The organism is Yersinia canariae (genome assembly GCF_009831415.1).
Taxonomy (GTDB): domain Bacteria; phylum Pseudomonadota; class Gammaproteobacteria; order Enterobacterales; family Enterobacteriaceae; genus Yersinia; species Yersinia canariae.
This window is the reverse complement of sequence record NZ_CP043727.1, coordinates 1311894-1327360: the sequence shown is the minus strand read 5'-3', so window position 1 is coordinate 1327360 and position 15467 is coordinate 1311894. Positions and strand designations below refer to the sequence as shown.

The following is a 15467-nucleotide window of genomic DNA, read 5'->3' as shown; positions in this document are numbered from 1 at the left end:
TGAGAATGGCTATCAATGAGAAATGATAATTTGGCCATTATTCTTCAGATAAACTACCGCTGTTAAATGAATTTGATCGGGGTTTTAAGGTACACTTAAAGCGTGGTTCAACTAACTATGATGGATAACATGGTCGGCCAAATCAGCGACCCTAAATAATCCACGATCAACAGCCAGTCATTTAATGCTACCGGTTACAGGGACAATACTTATTATGACCAAAAGTCACACCATTATGATCGTTGACGATCATCCCCTCATGCGCCGTGGGATCAAGCAGTTACTTGAGCTGGATAGCAACTTTGATGTGGTTGCTGAAGCCAGCTGCGGAAACGACGCCATTACCGAAGCGGCTAAATGTCAACCGGATGTCATTCTGCTCGACCTGAATATGAAAGGAATGTCTGGGCTGGATACCTTGAAAGCATTACGCCATGAAGGTATTGATGCACGGATTATTGTTTTGACCGTCTCTGATGCACGCAGTGATGTATACGCAATGATTGATGCCGGTGCGGATGGTTATCTGCTTAAAGACAGCGAACCTGAAATATTGCTGGAAAATATCCGCCTTGCTTCAAAGGGTGAGAAAGTATTCAGTGATGCAGTTACACAGTATTTATCGTCCCGAGATGAACAGGTTAATCCATTCTCTGAATTAACCGAGCGTGAATTAGACGTTCTGCAAGAAGTAGCGCGGGGCATGTCCAATAAACAAGTCGCGTTTGAGTTACACATTTCAGAAGAAACCGTGAAAGTGCATATCCGTAATTTATTACGCAAACTAAATGTTCGCTCACGTGTCGCGGCAACTATCATGTTTTTAGAAAATAAAAAATATTAACGACTGCTTTATTATTTAATAGCAGCCAAGTTATTACATTATTCAATGGCTGCTAAAATAAAATCATGGTTATCATCTATCCACTGTTTATTCAGTGGCCCCCAGCTATCTAGCCGGTAATATCCTGCATTATTGCGCACACCATCTTGCACAAATGTCATTGTGATGCCCAAACCGGGCAAGGCTTTCAAGACATCCTGTAATGTTCGCCGCGGCCAGCCTGTCAATTCCATCAAACGCGGCACATTCATTGGCTCACCTCGGCTGATCAGCCAGCAAAGGTAGAGACGACGAGCAAACACGGGATTAAGTTCCATACAAAGTCCTATTTTGAGTCACTGCTAATGAGTCTACCTGATACTAGAAAAAACACCTGTTTATACCCGCCATACTTCACGTTATATGTCCGTTGGCAGCCGTCGGGCAACTCGAACTATTTAGGATATATGACTTTTATCGCCATCAAGGAAAATTAACTCGATTTTATCGAGGTTTTTTACAGCTTCTCCTTATTTTCTTCACGTTTTCTTCAGCATTCCCACGTAAAGTGCACAGTAGATTCTGCTACATTTAACTTTAGAGGCTGGCACTGCATGGCTAATTTTTTCATCGACCGCCCAATATTTGCTTGGGTATTGGCGATAATTTTGTGTCTGACTGGCGCATTGGCAATCTCAACACTGCCGGTTGAGCAATACCCCAATTTGGCACCGCCAAATGTGCGCATCAGTGCCTCATACCCCGGAGCCTCAGCACAAACACTGGAAAATACTGTCACGCAAGTTATAGAACAAAGTATGACTGGCCTGGATAACCTGCTGTATATGTCATCACAAAGCAGTAACTCCGGCAGTGCATCAATAACACTGACATTCCAGGCGGGGACTAACCCTAATGAAGCTATGCAACAGGTGCAAAATCAGTTGCAATCGGCGATTAAAAAGCTGCCGCAAGATGTGCAACAGCAAGGTGTTTCGGTCTCTAAATCTGGTGATAACACCTTGATGATGGTGGCATTTGTCTCCACCGATGGCAGTATGGATAAACAAGATATTGCCGACTATGTCGCCAGTAATCTGCAAGACCCTCTGAGCCGCATTGAAGGTGTTGGCAGTATTGATGCCTTTGGCTCCCAATATGCTATGCGCATTTGGCTTGATCCCAATAAACTCAATAATTATCAACTCACAACCCAAGATATTGTCACCGCCATTACGTCGCAAAATAGCCAGATAGCCGTGGGCCAATTGGGCGGAACGCCCTCTGTTGATAACCAGGCGCTGAATGCCACGATTAATGCCCAATCCCAATTACAAACCCCGGAGCAATTCAGAGAAATCACCCTGAGAGTCAATCAGGATGGGTCACTGGTGACACTGGGAGATGTGGCAAAAATTGAAATGGGCGCTGAAAAATATGATTACTTGAGCCGCTTTAACGGGCAGGCAGCATCGGGGATGAGTGTCAAATTGGCATCAGGTGCGAATGAACTGCAAACCGATGAATTAGTCAAAGCCCGTATCGCTGAGCTGGCCCCATTTTTCCCACACGGCCTTGAAGCAAAAATTGCTTATGAAACAACGCCGTTTGTTAAAGCTTCAATTAAGGATGTGGTGAAAACGCTGCTGGAAGCCATTTTGCTGGTTTTCCTGGTAATGTATTTGTTCTTACAAAACTTCCGCGCCACCCTTATTCCAACGATTGCCGTCCCGGTGGTGCTATTGGGCACTTTCGCAATATTGTCAGTATTTGGGTTCAGTATTAATACCTTAACTATGTTTGCCATTGTGTTAGCCATCGGGTTATTAGTCGATGATGCTATCGTGGTGGTGGAAAACGTGGAGCGGGTCATGAGCGAGGAAGGGCTTGACCCGCGCGAAGCCACCCGTAAATCAATGGGCCAAATTCAGGGCGCACTCGTGGGGATTGCCCTGGTGCTGTCAGCCGTATTTATCCCGATGGCTTTCTTTGGCGGCACCACCGGGGCCATTTACCGTCAATTCTCCATTACCATTGTATCTGCCATGGTGCTGTCAGTTCTGGTGGCATTGATTTTGACTCCCGCACTTTGCGCCACCATGCTCAAGCCCATCAAACCGGGACATCATCACGCCAAACGCGGCTTCTTCGGCTGGTTTAACCGCATGTTTGACAGCAATGCCCATCGTTACGAGCGGGGCGTGGCGCGCGTGTTACACCACAGCGTGCGATATATGTTGTTGTATTTACTGCTTCTCGGTGGGCTGGCGCTGCTGTTTATCAAGTTACCGACGTCATTCTTGCCGTTGGAAGACCGTGGCGTGTTTATGGCGCAAGTCCAGCTTCCCGTCGGCTCCACTCAGCAACAGACATTGAAAGTGGTTGAGAAAGTCGAAAATTACTTTCTGACAGCAGAGAAGAATAACGTGCTGTCGGTGTTCTCCACCGTGGGGTCTGGCCCCGGCGGTAATGGTCAGAACGTCGCGCGTTTGTTCATTCGATTGTCTGACTGGGAACAGCGCAAAGGCAGCCATGACTCCTCTTTTGCCATTATTGAACGCGCGACCAAAGTGTTTAATAAAATCGGCGAAGCCAAAGTCTCTGTCAGTAGCCCTCCGGCCATTTCAGGTTTGGGTGGCTCATCCGGTTTTGATATGGAATTGCAAGATCACGGTGGATTAGGCCATGACAAACTGATGGCCGCCCGTGACCAATTATTACAGATGGCCTCGCAAGACCCGGCGCTAACGCGAGTGCGGCACAATGGGTTGGATGATAGCCCACAATTGCAGATAGATATTGATCAGCGCAAAGCGCAAGCGCTGGGAGTGTCATTAGATGATATTAACAACACACTAAAAACCGCCTGGGGCTCAACTTACGTTAATGACTTTGTCGACCGGGGCCGAGTGAAGAAAGTTTATGTCCAATCTGAAGCCACGGCGCGTATGTTGCCCGAAGACATCAACAAGTGGTATGTGCGCAATAAAAATGGCGGCATGGTGCCTTTCTCCGCTTTTTCTACCACTCGCTGGGAATACGGCTCACCGCGGTTAGAGCGCTATAACGGCTATTCGGCATTAGAAATCGTCGGTGAAGCCGCTCCGGGGGTCAGTACCGGTACTGCCATGGATGTGATGGAGGGGTTGGTTAAACAACTGCCCAATGGGTTCGGCCTGGAATGGACTGGAATGTCCTATCAAGAACGGCTATCTGGCTCACAAGCCCCTGCCCTTTATGCTATCTCACTGTTAGTGGTGTTCTTGTGTCTGGCGGCGCTCTATGAAAGTTGGTCAATCCCCTTCTCCGTGATGCTGGTTGTGCCGCTCGGGGTGATTGGGGCCGTTGCGGCAACTTGGATGCGGGGCTTGGAAAATGACGTCTATTTCCAAGTCGGCTTGCTGACCATCATTGGGTTATCCGCCAAAAATGCCATCTTAATTGTCGAGTTTGCCAGTGAATTGAACAATAAAGGCAAAGATTTGGTGGCGGCGACACTTGAAGCTTCCCGCCAGCGTTTGCGGCCCATTCTGATGACTTCATTGGCGTTTATCTTTGGTGTATTGCCTATGGCTATCAGCCAAGGGGCTGGTTCTGGCAGCCAACATGCAGTGGGTACTGGCGTTATGGGCGGGATGATTTCTGCGACCGTGCTGGCTATTTTCTTCGTGCCACTGTTCTTTGTCTTAGTTCGCCGCCGCTTCCCCGGCCGGCCGCCGCGCGCGAAAGAGTAATAAGCCCCGACGACGTGAAAGATGACGGATATAAAAAAGGCAGAAACTCTACAGTTTCTGCCTTTCTGCGAGCGAATCCTCGCCCCTGGGTATGTCATTAAGTCAATCGATAAAACAACAAAAGATATGAACTCTTACTGCCGGTTTATTCGCTTATGCCTGACGCAGCATAGCATCGATAAACTCTTTCCATGTGCTTAACTCAAAATCAACCATAACTTCCTCTCTAATTATCGCGGTCAATTATACGCCTGTTTTTTGAACAGTCAAAATGGGAATTCATCTGAGTTATTGTTGAAATGAGATCTGCTTCAGAGATATTGAATTTGGCTTTTTTACTGTGCTTCTCTGGTAAGCCCCACTTTACTTGCCTGTTGAGTGATTCCGGAGTAGCGTGCTCAGATAGATAGGGGCAAATGCCGTTTTTGACAAAAACCATTATTGGCAAAATACAGAGTAAAACCATGAAACACTCTATTGATTCGCTGAAAGAGTTGGGCCGTTATGATGATGCGGTGGCAATGGCGCAAAACTTACTGCGCAGCGCCCCCAATAACCCCAGCCTGCTGTATAAGATTGCCTCCCTTTATGATGTGCAAGGGTTAGAGTTGCAAGCAATCCCCTTTTACCGCGCGGCTATCGAGCATAATCTGGCGGGTAAAGAGTTACAGGAAGCTTACTTGGGGTTGGGTAGCACTTACCGGGCGCTGGGGTTATATCAAGAATCATTAGATACATTCGACGCCGCTTTGGCCCGTTTTCCGCAGGCAAAAGAGATAACATTGTTTCGGGCCATGACACTGTACAATCTCGGTGAAACCAAAGAAGCCGTTGCCGCATTATTGATATTGCTGGCTGAAACCTCAAACCATCAGGATATCAGCCTCTACCAAAAAGCGATTCGCCAATATGCCGCAGACCTTGACCGTATTGGCTAAATTCCCCGGTAGCACGCGCGCCTTTACGCGCTAATCATCCCATCGCCGTCTGGATTCAAACCCCATTTTCACGCATTATGGACAAAATAGAGCCGGGCAGTCGCATAAATGACTGGCCTTGAATTTATCCTGCATAATCGTGCCATTCTAGCCGAGGTATTATTTTTCCATGTCAGATAACCCAGCAATCCCATTATTGCGCCTTTATGGCATTAAAAACTGTGACACCATAAAAAAGGCCCGCCGCTGGCTGGAAGAACAAGGTATTGCCTATCAGTTTCATGATTATCGCGTGGATGGATTGAGTGACGAACAGTTGCAAGGCTTTATCGATAAACTGGGTTGGGAGCCATTACTAAATACCCGTGGCACCACCTGGCGTAAAGTGCCGCAAGCCCAGCGCGATGCGATTATTGATGCGCAGTCGGCTAAATTGCTGATGCTTGAACAACCCGCCATCATCAAACGCCCACTGTTGGAAGCCGCTGATGGCGAGATGCTGTTGGGCTTTAAAATTGAACACTATCAACTATTTATTCAGCAACACCTTCCCCATAATCCAACCGCTATTGAGGTGCAATAACATGATCTGTCCGGTAATCGACCTGGCCCAACAATTGATTAAACGCCCGTCGCTCAGCCCTAATGATGCGGGTTGCCAGGAGATCATGATTCAGCGCTTGGAAGCCATCGGCTTTACTGTCGAACCCATAAATTTCGGTGATACCCTCAACTTCTGGGCATGGCGTGGTGAAGGCGAAACGCTGGCATTTGCCGGTCATACTGATGTGGTTCCTACCGGTGAGGAAAGTCACTGGAACAGTCCGCCTTTTGAGCCAACTATTCGCGATGGCATGCTGTATGGCCGTGGTGCCGCCGACATGAAAGGCTCGCTGGCGGCCATGGTGGTTGCGGCAGAGCGTTTTGTTGCCGCCCATCCGGATCATAAAGGTCGGTTGGCATTTATGATTACCTCCGATGAAGAAGCCAAAGCCATTAATGGCACAGTCAAAGTGGTTAACACTCTGATGGCACGCCATGAACGGCTGGATTATTGTTTGGTGGGTGAACCATCCAGTACTGATCGCGTCGGCGATGTCGTGAAAAATGGCCGGCGCGGCTCTATCACCGCCAACTTGCGCATCCACGGCGTTCAAGGCCATGTGGCTTATCCGCATCTGGCTGACAACCCGGTTCACCGCGCCATGCCCGCCCTGAATGAACTGGTGGCCACCCAATGGGATGAAGGTAATGAGTTCTTCCCCGCTACCAGTATGCAGATAGCCAACTTGCATGCCGGTACAGGTAGCAATAACGTCATCCCAGGTGAGTTTTATGTGCAGTTCAACTTCCGCTTCAGCACTGAACTGACCGACAGTATGATTAAGCAACGGGTTGAAGCCCTGCTGGAGCGCCATCAACTCAGTTACACTCTGGAATGGGTGTTGTCCGGTCAGCCATTCCTCACCGCCCGTGGCGCACTGGTTGATGCGGTCGTGAATGCTGTTGAGCATTACGCGGAAATCACACCACAATTATTAACTACCGGCGGCACCTCTGATGGCCGTTTTATTGCATTAATGGGCGCACAGGTCGTTGAGTTGGGGCCGGTTAATGCCACTATCCATAAAGTGAATGAATGCGTTCACGCGGCTGATTTACAACTCCTCAGCCGGATGTATCAAAGAATCATGGAGCAACTCATCGCATGACAGCTAATACATTAACACCACAGATGCTTACCGGGCGTTCAACGGAACATTTAGTGATGTTAACGGGCCATCACCGCATGCAGCCACAGGCCGTTGATGCCTTTCGGGCCATGCAACAGGCGGCTAAAGTGGCGGGTTTTGATTTGCAGCCGGCCAGCACTTTTCGTGATTTTGACCGCCAATTGGCTATCTGGAATGGTAAATTTCGCGGCGAGCGACCAGTATTAGATAAAGACAGTCAGCCGATAGATATTCTTCAGCTTGATGCTGCTGCGCGCTGTGAAGCTATTTTGCGCTGGTCTGCCCTGCCGGGGGCCAGCCGTCATCACTGGGGCAGTGATTTGGATATTTACGATCCGTCACTATTACCTACGGGGACAAAATTGCAACTGGAACCATGGGAATATCTGGCTGGCGGGTATTTTTATCCACTGACTCAATGGCTTGATACACATATGGGCGAATTTGGCTTTTATCGGCCTTTTAGCGAAGACACTGGCGGTGTTGCCGCAGAGCCTTGGCACCTGAGTTACCGCCCTCTGGCGGCAACGGCGCAACATTTACTGACACCAGCCATCTTGCTGGAAGCCTGGCAATCACAGGATGTGGCGGGTAGTGAGTGGCTAACAAGCCATTTATCTATGATTTTTTCACGATTTATAACCATACCCAATGGATTTCAAGATACAAATTCTTGAAAAACCACGGATATAAGGAAGTTAACCATGCATTGGCTCGCAGATTATTGGTGGGTAGTTCTTATCCTACTGGCAGGTATTATCTTAAACGGTATTAAAGAGTTACGCCGTCTTGATCATAAAAAATTCTTGAACAATAAGCCGGAAATCCCACCACACCGCGATAATAATGCACAGTGGGATGAAGATGACGATTGGCCGGATAAAGGTAAGAAAAAGTAAACAGGTGGGAGCACCGCTCCCCCCGATTTAATGCTTTGCCAAGTCTTGGCGCAGATGGGCAATAGCCCTCGCCAACATCAGCTCATTAATGCCATGCCCGGTATGAGCAGCCAAATCCAATGTCACAGTGTTACCCAGTGCCGTTAAGCTACTCGCCGCCGCTTTGGCCTGTTCCACCGATATAACCCCATCCTGCTCACCATGAATCAGATGCACCACGACGTCAGTAATGGGTTTCTGCGGCAAAGTAGCAAAACGTCCACTGAATCCGATAACTTGCCCAGCCAACTGTGGCTGCCCTTTTACTCCCTCTAATGACATGATAGTGCCCTGAGAGAAGCCCACTAACGTCGTCTGTGGTGCGCCCAGCCCACTTTGCTGCTGCCAGTGATGCACAGTGGCAATAAACTCGGGCATCACTTCGTCAATACGCCCCTGACGGCCCTGTTCAGTTATCCCTTGGACGGAAAACCACTGCCGCCCATTGCCCATGTCACTGGCAAAAGGCCCATCAATACTGACGACCAGCGCCTGAGGAAATGCCTGTGCAAAATGGCTGCCGACCGGTGCCATGCCCGCTGCGCTGTCGCCAACACCATGAAATAACAAAATTAATTGATTAGGTTTTGCCGGTTGCTGCACCACAATGTGTTTCTGACTCATCGCGAGACCTTTAGTATCCAAATAATGATAGGGTTAACTATACGCCGCCAGTTTGAGAGGGATATTAGGTTTTATTGATGAAGTTGGTGGGAATTATTGAAGATGATAGCAAGACACCACTGTAATTGGGTGCAGTGATAATTATACCATCATAACCCCGCCATCCCTTCGGCAGCTTCTTGCCGCCATTTCGCCACCAATGCTTTGCGCCCTGAAAGCCCCAGATTCTTAACAATCTCTGCTTGTGAAATGCTCTGCTGCAAATATTGGCGCAAGGCGGGAAGAGGTAATTCTGTCTGCAATAACAGCCGCTGTAAGGCGGGTAAACTGGCTTCTAATGGACGCAAAGCAAAAGCAAAACCGGCCAATTCGCGCCCATCGTCGTCATTTAAGGCGATATCGGGTTGTTCTGGCAACGATAACGAAAATGGCACTGGAATATCAATCCATTGCTGTAACCAATACCAATCGCGCTCTAATTGCTGCCGTGCCGCCTCACAGAGCATTTTCCCTGCCGAGCTCAGGGGCAATATGGCCATTGCCGCATAACAACCGCTGCTGGCTTCTTTGTGGCTACCAACACGCACCAGTTGAAAACCACAAGCACGCCAAAAACACTCTAATTCTGCGGTATAACCAAAACTGACTGAAAGAAAATCCAGCCCTTCGCGCTGTGCACGCGCCTGCTCAGCGGCAATCATCTGCCGCGCAATCCCCTGCTGTCGCCAGGAGGGGGCAACCGCGACCCGACTAATTCGCCTGGATAATAAGATTGGTGCTTGCCATTGCCCACTGTGGGCAGCCAGTGATTGCGCCACCAGACTGCCCTTTGGCCGACGTTTACCCGCCCATACAGCATGGGCTAATGCGCTCTCCAGACCGCCCTCGTCCACCAGCCACAAAGCCCCTACGACTGAATCTGCAACCTTTGCCGCAGAAAAATGCATACCGGGAGCATCCATCAAACGCCGTAAATCCAATGGTGTGGTTCGGTAATGGGCACTGGAAAGCAAACCGTAAAAGCGCCGCAATAATTCGGGATTATCCAACCAATCAGGCTGTTCACAGGTTGTGATATCGACAAGCACAGCGGCAGATGCGGTCAATGGTAATTTGTCATTCCCCCATTCATCATTGAACAACATGATGTTATCGATAATCCGCTCCAGCGGATCATTACTGGCCCAGCGAATGGGGGTCGTGAGCGTCAAATGATGCCAATCATTCAGAGTGGCGCAAAACTTCAATAAAAATCCGCGTCCAGTGCCTTCATAACCCTGCACAGTAGTGGTGAGTAATACCCGAGGAAAGTAGGCCAAAAGTGCTGACAATAGCGCCGTGGGGATAGCCGCAGCTTCATCAATCAATAGCCAGTCGACATCACTAACATCATGGTGCTGACAGTAATCTAACAGTGCGTCTGGGGCCCAAAAACATACCCGTTCCCCTGCCCGTTGGCTTAATACTTGAGTCGCCGCCTTACCCGGCCCGGTAACCCAACAATTGCCCGGACACCGCGCCACCAACATACCGGCAAGTGTTGATTTGCCTCTTCCTCGAGCCGCCGTCAGCACCCAAACTCCCTGTTTTGCTCGTATCAAGCGCTGAAGAATACTCTGCTGCTCTGCGGTGGGAGTGCCATCTGGTTGTTGCCATTTTGGGCGGGAATCAAACACTGGCGTTGGCGCTAACTGACCCTGCCGCCACACAATGACATCGGGATCAGCCAGAAGCTGGCGCTGTAGATGGTCAATAAAATTCGACGTGGCAATAGGTGAATCCTGCTCACTCCAGCGCAAGCTGTCAGTATCAGGTAAAAGTGGCCAACTGCCCCACTCCGGCACTAACATCACCAGCCAACTTCCTGCTTGCAATGTCCCGGCCAACACAGCCAGCGCTTCCGTATTCAGGCCTACAGTGGCATCAAATACACCGTGCAGCCCCTCTTGCCCCAATAAAGTTTTAGCCGCCGCCGGTCCAATACCCTTGATGTTTGGCGGCAAAGACTCCCCTATCCACAGCCAATCTCCGGACAATTGCTCAGTCAGATTTAACGCCTGCTGCCGTGACCAATCTGCGCTGCCGCTGAGCACCAATAAACGTCGATTTCCCTGCTGTGCCATCAGCATCTGACCGGCGATAATTCCTTGAATCACTTTAAGATTTACCAATAACCAATGAGAGCAAACCTGCGGCAATGAGTGGCCCAACCGGCACGCCCCGGAACAATGCAACACCCAACACGGTTCCCACTAACAACCCGGCCACCACTGAAGGTTGATGTGTCATCAGTGAGACTCCGCGACCGCCTAACCAGGACACGGCGACGCCAACCACAATGGCTAGAATCGATTTCCACTGAACGAAGGAGTGTAATACTTCACTGGCACTGATTCTCCCGCTGGCAATCGGCGTCATTACACCAATGGTCAGAATCAATATACCGATAGTTAGGCCGTATTTTTCTATCCAGGGGAAAAACTGATTCAGGGGGGTAATGCGAACGGCGATTAATGTCAGAATGGCGAGTGTGACAGTCATATTGTGGCTAATGATGCCGAGTCCAGCCAGCACTAATAAGATTAATAAAGTTGGATCAAGAGCGGCCATAGTTATTCTGCCTTATCATAATAGTAATCCCTACTATGTAATAAAATGCCGGCGGCCAATGCGCCGGCAAAAAGTCGCCTTATGATAGTCTCTGCTTGCTTGAGGTTCTAGCGCTATTAGCGGCTGGCAAATGTGTTGCAGCTATTGGGATCACCACTGTCAAAACCTCGTTTAAACCAGGTATAACGCTGCGCTGAGGTGCCATGAGTGAAGCTATCCGGTACCACGCGCCCCTGATGTTGTTGCTGTAACCTGTCATCACCAATGGCCTGCGCAGCATTCAGGGCTTCTTGTAAATCACCAACATCCAGCACTTGTTGCTCCTCCATAGCTTTACCCCATACACCGGCAAAACAGTCCGCCTGCAATTCCATTTTGACCGACAAGCGATTGGCTTGCGCCTCTGAGGCCCCTTGCTGCTGCTGACGCACTTTAGTGTCAATACCCATCAAATGTTGCACATGATGCCCAACTTCATGAGCAATTACATAGGCTTGAGCAAAGTCACCGCCCGCACCCAGTTTATTCTTCATATCTTCATAGAAAGATAAATCAATATAAACCGTGCTGTCTGCCGGGCAATAAAACGGCCCCATTACCGACTGCCCCGTGCCACAACCGGTTCGCGTTGCACCCCGGTACATCACCAGTTTCGGTTCTTTGTAAGTGCGCCCCATTTTCTCGAAAATAGGTTTCCAGGTATCTTCTGTGTCAGCCAGCACCACAGAGGTAAATTTAGCGTATTGGTCATCTTGGGCGCTAACAGGGCTTTGTGAACGCGGCGGTGATTGAGTTTGAGACACAGGATCACTGCCATTTAACAACGGCGTCAAATCAACCCCGTAGTAACCCGCCACCAGCACCACAATCAAGATGACAAGGCCACCTTTGCCACCAATAGGCGGCCGAAATCCGCCACCGCCGCCCGATGAACTACCCCGTCTGTCTTCTACATTGTCACTTTCTCGACGACCTTGCCAACGCATAGCTTTGCTCCCAGATATATTCCTTACGTATTATCGTAGGAAATCTGTAAAGCTAATACCATTAAAAGTACAAATGATTAATGCAACAGTGGGGGAAATTAAGAAAGGTATTAAGGGAAGATAAAGCTTATCTCCCCTTAGAACGGTTACGCCAAAGAAAACGTAATCGATTGCGCGGTTAGTCTAATTTAACGCCAATACGGTGTGCAACTTCCTCGTAAGCTTCAATCAAACCACCCAGACTTTGACGATAGCGGTCTTTGTCCATTTTATTCAGGGTTTTCTTATCCCACAAACGGCTGCCATCGGGAGAGAACTCATCGCCCAATACCACTTCACCGTTAAACAGGCCGAATTCCAACTTGAAGTCCACCAGGATTAAACCCGCATCATCAAACAGTTTACTCAACACGTCATTGGCCAAATAGCTCAGTTCTTTCATCCGTGCTAATTGTGCTTGTGTTGCCCAACCAAATGTTTTGCAGTAGGACTCATTAACCATCGGGTCATGCATTGCATCATTTTTCAAGAACAGATCAAACAGCGGAGGACTCAGCTCTAAACCTTCTTCGATACCCAGACGTTTTACCAACGAACCCGCAGCACGGTTACGGATAACACACTCAACTGGGATCATTTCCAGTTTTTTCACCAGCACTTCGGTGTCTGACAGCAAGCGTTCCATCTGGGTAGGAATGCCAGCCTCTTCCAATTTAGCCATAATAAAATGGTTAAATTTGTTGTTTACCATGCCTTTACGATCGAACTGTTCAATGCGCTGACCATCCAGTGCTGACGTATCGTTACGGAACTCCAATACCAACAGGTCAGGATTTTCGGTGGTATAGACGGTTTTCGCCTTGCCACGATACAACTCAGCTAGCTTTTGCATCTTATTACTCCAGTAATGTGAAAATGTAACTCGCCATAAAATGAATAAGCCCTAAATAATTCGAGTTGCAGGAAGGCGGCAAGAGAGAGCCCCGATGCGCCTACTGTAGTCAGTGATTCGGGTGACTGAATGTAGTCAACGCTCATGCAGCTTGAAGTATGACGGGTTTAAAGGGGCCGAAGCCCCTTTGGTTTTATTTGGTACTTGTAGCACTAGTCTGGCTAAGCGCTGCCTGGAACACCGCAACCAGCGCATCATTCTGCGCCTGAGTCAGGGTATGCCCTTTAGGGCCGATGAATTGTAAGCTACTGCGGTTATCAAGGTCACCGACTTGCAACTTATAATCACCCTCTGGCAATTCAGGGTCTTTGGCACCCAACGCATCCCAACTACTGCTGCTCATTGATTTAACAGTAACGTTAATCGAGCCTTGTGGGCGGCTGCGGTCAGTGACTTTCATGCCAATCTTCTCGAGTGCAGCAGGTAGGCGTTCCCACAACACAGCATAAGGCGCGCGAACAATCAGTTGCGGTAAGCCGGTATCATCGCTGCCACTTTGGACATCAAGAGTGCCGACTTTGCGTGCTGCCTGGCTGCTTTCGCTATCAGAACGAACCTTATCCAAGCCTTCGATAATGGCATTCAGCATCGCACCGTTATAGCGCTGGACTTCGGTATAGCTGGTGATAGGTTTTCCACCTTGTTGTAACTCAAGGGATTTCACCACCAAGGCCAGCTGATAACCTTGCTCTTGCACACTTATCTGATAACGGCCTTCAAACTGGACGTCTTCATCTGCACGATTCCATTTAACCCAATCAGTTGTCAACGTTTGGTTGGCATCCTGACGGCTGGCTATCGTCCAGTTTTTGTCCTGTAGAACACGGGTGACCTGCGCCCACAGATTACGATTTTGCGGGCTATTTTCTAACAATAGCTTGCTGGTATCGTTAGCATTTTCAGCGCGGGAGCCGCTTAACAATGCCAATGATTGTACCGGAGGACGGATGTCCAACTGCTTGCCCACAGCGCCTTGAGAGTTGACGGAACGGACATCATACTCACCATTTTGAATAGGCAGGATCATCCCGGCAGGTGAGTTCAGCGGCTTCAGCCCCGGAGCTTCAAGATAAGACTCGTCACCGCCAACCTGGCGTTTGTAGCGTTGGTCAGTAGTGCAGCCTGCCAGCAGCATTGCCAGCGAAACTCCCACAACCGTTACCACCGTCGACTTTTGCAATGATATTGCCATCAAATTTCCCTAAGAGTTACAGCAAACCTGCGCTTTTCAGCGCGTCTTCCACAACCCGTTTAGCCGGGTCAGTCAGTGGAGTCATTGGCAGACGCAAAGTATCATTCGCCATTAACCCCAGTTTCTTTGCGGCCCATTTCACCGGAATTGGGTTTGCTTCTACAAATAAATGCTGATGCAATGGCATCAAGCGCTGATTCAAACGGCGAGCTTCTGCAAAGTTACCCTGTGCCGCTAGTGCACAAAGTTCAGCCATTTCACGCGCAGCAATGTTTGCTGTCACTGAAATAACACCTTTACCGCCCAGTTGCATAAAGTCCAGACCGCTCGCATCGTCACCACTGAGCAGGATGAAATCTTCATCATCAACCAGCACTTGGATCTGACTTACACGACTTAAGTTCCCTGTTGCCTCTTTAACAGCAACAATATTTTTAATCTTGGCTAAGCGGGCAATGGTTGGCGGTAACATATCGCAACCGGTACGCGATGGCACATTATAGAGAATTTGTGGTAAATCGGTACTTTCTGCGATCGCTTTAAAATGCTGATATAACCCTTCCTGCATAGGACGGTTATAATATGGCGTTACCGTCAGGCAACCCACCACACCGGTATCATTAAACCGCTGCGTAAGTGAAATTGCTTCGGAGGTGGCATTAGCACCGGTTCCGGCAATGACAGGAATCCGGCCGTCGGCCAGTTCGAGCGTCTGCATGACCACATCAACATGTTCGTCATGGTTTAATGTTGCAGACTCACCAGTTGTGCCTACGGAGACAATCGCCGCAGTTCCACTGGCTACATGATAATCAACAAGTTTCTTAAGGCTGGCACGATCGACAGCACCTTTGTCGTCCATCGGCGTTATCAGTGCAACTATGCTTCCTGTAAACATTCGATTTTCTGTAAATTCTGGACTTCCCATAAACATTGC

At 49.0% G+C, this 15467-nt stretch carries 15 protein-coding genes; 7 read left to right on the top strand and 8 right to left on the bottom strand.

Annotated elements, in window-relative coordinates; translation table 11 throughout:
• Positions 1-214: 214 nt before the first annotated feature.
• Complete coding sequence (gene narL, locus F0T03_RS06110) at positions 215-844, top strand: two-component system response regulator NarL (protein ID WP_159677458.1); 630 nt, start codon at positions 215-217, stop codon at positions 842-844.
• Positions 845-882: 38 nt separating this feature from the next.
• Here narL and F0T03_RS06105 read toward each other — a convergent pair whose 3' ends face one another.
• The gene (locus F0T03_RS06105; RefSeq protein ID WP_145553902.1) at positions 883-1161 is read right to left on the bottom strand and encodes a winged helix-turn-helix domain-containing protein; all 279 of its coding nucleotides are present in this window, start codon (positions 1159-1161) and stop codon (positions 883-885) included.
• Positions 1162-1437: 276 nt separating this feature from the next.
• On the opposite strand from F0T03_RS06105, the gene acrD reads away from it, so the two are divergent.
• From acrD to F0T03_RS06075, 6 genes are all read left to right on the top strand, one after another.
• On the top strand, positions 1438-4557 hold the full coding sequence (gene acrD / locus F0T03_RS06100; RefSeq protein ID WP_159677457.1) for a multidrug efflux RND transporter permease AcrD: 3120 nt from the start codon (positions 1438-1440) through the stop codon (positions 4555-4557).
• Positions 4558-5021: 464 nt separating this feature from the next.
• On the top strand, positions 5022-5495 hold the full coding sequence (locus tag F0T03_RS06095) for a tetratricopeptide repeat protein (RefSeq protein WP_145553898.1): 474 nt from the start codon (positions 5022-5024) through the stop codon (positions 5493-5495).
• Positions 5496-5664: 169 nt separating this feature from the next.
• Positions 5665-6078: an ArsC family reductase gene (locus tag F0T03_RS06090; protein WP_145553896.1), complete on the top strand. Its 414-nt coding sequence runs from the start codon at positions 5665-5667 to the stop codon at positions 6076-6078.
• Between the two features lies 1 nt (position 6079).
• A complete protein-coding gene (gene dapE, locus F0T03_RS06085; protein WP_159677456.1) occupies positions 6080-7207 on the top strand; it encodes a succinyl-diaminopimelate desuccinylase in 1128 nt (375 codons plus the stop codon).
• Entirely contained in the window at positions 7204-7905 is a 702-nt protein-coding gene (locus F0T03_RS06080; RefSeq protein ID WP_159677455.1) for a M15 family metallopeptidase, read from the top strand. The genes dapE and F0T03_RS06080 overlap by 4 nt, the downstream gene beginning before the upstream one ends.
• Before the next feature lie 27 nt (positions 7906-7932).
• Entirely contained in the window at positions 7933-8127 is a 195-nt protein-coding gene (locus F0T03_RS06075; RefSeq protein ID WP_145553890.1) for a YpfN family protein, read from the top strand.
• A gap of 27 nt (positions 8128-8154) precedes the next feature.
• Here the strand turns inward: F0T03_RS06075 and ypfH are convergent, their stop codons facing one another.
• The 7 genes from ypfH to dapA form a co-directional block, all read right to left on the bottom strand.
• Positions 8155-8790, bottom strand: coding sequence for an esterase (ypfH, locus tag F0T03_RS06070; protein WP_159677454.1), 636 nt, complete (start codon positions 8788-8790; stop codon positions 8155-8157).
• Positions 8791-8939: 149 nt separating this feature from the next.
• Positions 8940-10946 (bottom strand): tRNA(Met) cytidine acetyltransferase TmcA, encoded by a 2007-nt coding sequence (locus tag F0T03_RS06065; RefSeq protein ID WP_162526892.1) that lies wholly within the window; start codon positions 10944-10946, stop codon positions 8940-8942.
• Between the two features lies 1 nt (position 10947).
• Complete coding sequence (locus F0T03_RS06060; protein WP_145553886.1) at positions 10948-11400, bottom strand: DUF441 domain-containing protein; 453 nt, start codon at positions 11398-11400, stop codon at positions 10948-10950.
• Positions 11401-11516: 116 nt separating this feature from the next.
• Entirely contained in the window at positions 11517-12386 is an 870-nt protein-coding gene (ypfJ, locus tag F0T03_RS06055; protein ID WP_159677453.1) for a KPN_02809 family neutral zinc metallopeptidase, read from the bottom strand.
• 178 nt (positions 12387-12564) lie between these two features.
• The gene (purC, locus tag F0T03_RS06050) at positions 12565-13278 is read right to left on the bottom strand and encodes a phosphoribosylaminoimidazolesuccinocarboxamide synthase (RefSeq protein ID WP_145553882.1); all 714 of its coding nucleotides are present in this window, start codon (positions 13276-13278) and stop codon (positions 12565-12567) included.
• A 193-nt stretch (positions 13279-13471) separates the two neighbouring features.
• On the bottom strand, positions 13472-14530 hold the full coding sequence (gene bamC, locus F0T03_RS06045) for an outer membrane protein assembly factor BamC (protein ID WP_145553880.1): 1059 nt from the start codon (positions 14528-14530) through the stop codon (positions 13472-13474).
• A gap of 16 nt (positions 14531-14546) precedes the next feature.
• A complete protein-coding gene (gene dapA / locus F0T03_RS06040) occupies positions 14547-15428 on the bottom strand; it encodes a 4-hydroxy-tetrahydrodipicolinate synthase (RefSeq protein WP_145553873.1) in 882 nt (293 codons plus the stop codon).
• Positions 15429-15467: the final 39 nt, after the last annotated feature.

Bases quoted from the DNA above. Each gene is read 5' to 3' on its own strand.
- narL (WP_159677458.1), top strand. From the start codon at position 215: ATGACCAAAAGTCACACCATTATGATCGTTGACGATCATCCCCTCATG.
- F0T03_RS06105 (WP_145553902.1), bottom strand. From the start codon at position 1,161: ATGGAACTTAATCCCGTGTTTGCTCGTCGTCTCTACCTTTGCTGGCTG.
- acrD (WP_159677457.1), top strand. From the start codon at position 1,438: ATGGCTAATTTTTTCATCGACCGCCCAATATTTGCTTGGGTATTGGCG.
- F0T03_RS06095 (WP_145553898.1), top strand. From the start codon at position 5,022: ATGAAACACTCTATTGATTCGCTGAAAGAGTTGGGCCGTTATGATGAT.
- F0T03_RS06090 (WP_145553896.1), top strand. From the start codon at position 5,665: ATGTCAGATAACCCAGCAATCCCATTATTGCGCCTTTATGGCATTAAA.
- dapE (WP_159677456.1), top strand. From the start codon at position 6,080: ATGATCTGTCCGGTAATCGACCTGGCCCAACAATTGATTAAACGCCCG.
- F0T03_RS06080 (WP_159677455.1), top strand. From the start codon at position 7,204: ATGACAGCTAATACATTAACACCACAGATGCTTACCGGGCGTTCAACG.
- F0T03_RS06075 (WP_145553890.1), top strand. From the start codon at position 7,933: ATGCATTGGCTCGCAGATTATTGGTGGGTAGTTCTTATCCTACTGGCA.
- ypfH (WP_159677454.1), bottom strand. From the start codon at position 8,790: ATGAGTCAGAAACACATTGTGGTGCAGCAACCGGCAAAACCTAATCAA.
- F0T03_RS06060 (WP_145553886.1), bottom strand. From the start codon at position 11,400: ATGGCCGCTCTTGATCCAACTTTATTAATCTTATTAGTGCTGGCTGGA.
- ypfJ (WP_159677453.1), bottom strand. From the start codon at position 12,386: ATGCGTTGGCAAGGTCGTCGAGAAAGTGACAATGTAGAAGACAGACGG.
- purC (WP_145553882.1), bottom strand. From the start codon at position 13,278: ATGCAAAAGCTAGCTGAGTTGTATCGTGGCAAGGCGAAAACCGTCTAT.
- bamC (WP_145553880.1), bottom strand. From the start codon at position 14,530: ATGGCAATATCATTGCAAAAGTCGACGGTGGTAACGGTTGTGGGAGTT.
- dapA (WP_145553873.1), bottom strand. From the start codon at position 15,428: ATGTTTACAGGAAGCATAGTTGCACTGATAACGCCGATGGACGACAAA.